Here is a 796-nt window from a genome sequence, read left to right as displayed (position 1 = left end):
AACTGCAGGAGGGAGACCCGGGAGGTGCCGAAGCTCAGGAGGGTGAACGCGAGCAGGGCGCCGGCGGCGGTCACGATGCCGCCCGTGCGGGCGACGCCCGAGACGATCGACGTGGCGGTGTCCTGCCCGGCGTCGTGCGCCTCCTTGATCCGGGCCAGGACGAAGACCTCGTAGTCCACCGAGAGCCCGAAGACGATGCAGAACAGCAGGACCGGCATGGTCGTGCTGAGCGGTCCGGGGGTGAAACCGAGCAGGTGGCTCAGATGGCCCGTCTGGAAGATCCACACCATGGCTCCGAGGACGGCCGTGAGGCTCAGGGCGTTCAGCGCGATCGCCTTGAGCGGCAGCAGCAGGCTGCGCGTGAAGCCGAACAGCAGCGCGAAGGTGGTGAGGGCGATCAGGGTGAGTGCCAGCGGAATCCGGTCTCCCACCGTGGCCTTGGCGTCGACGAGCACCGCGCTCGCTCCGCCGACGAGGACGCCGGTGCCCGCCGGGGCGGGGGTCCTGCGGATCTCGCGTACGAGCTGCTGGGCGGCGCGCGACCCGGGGTCGGCCAGCGGCACCACGGAGAGCTGGGCCGGGCCGTCACCGACGGGCCCCGCGACCCGGGCGACCTGGGGGAGCGCGGACAGCCGACGGGCGTAGTCCTCCCGCGCCGGCCGGTCCGCCGTACCCGTCATGATCACGCTGATCGTGCCGGAGCCCTTCATGTCGAACGCACCGCGCACCAGGTCACCGGTCTGCCGGCTGGACGCGCTCACCGGCAGGGCACGGTCGTCGGGGGTGGCGAAACCGG

General features: G+C 72.2%; 1 protein-coding gene. It reads right to left on the bottom strand.

Annotated features, from left to right (window positions below):
* Positions 1–796, bottom strand: a 796-nt coding sequence (locus G3I78_RS46455; protein ID WP_164436588.1) for an MMPL family transporter, incomplete at both ends; no start/stop codon positions are given.

The organism is Streptomyces sp. SID13726 (genome assembly GCF_010548375.1).
Lineage (GTDB): Bacteria > Actinomycetota > Actinomycetes > Streptomycetales > Streptomycetaceae > Streptomyces.
Note: the sequence above shows the minus strand (reverse complement) of the source record. Positions and strands in the feature narration are given on the sequence as shown.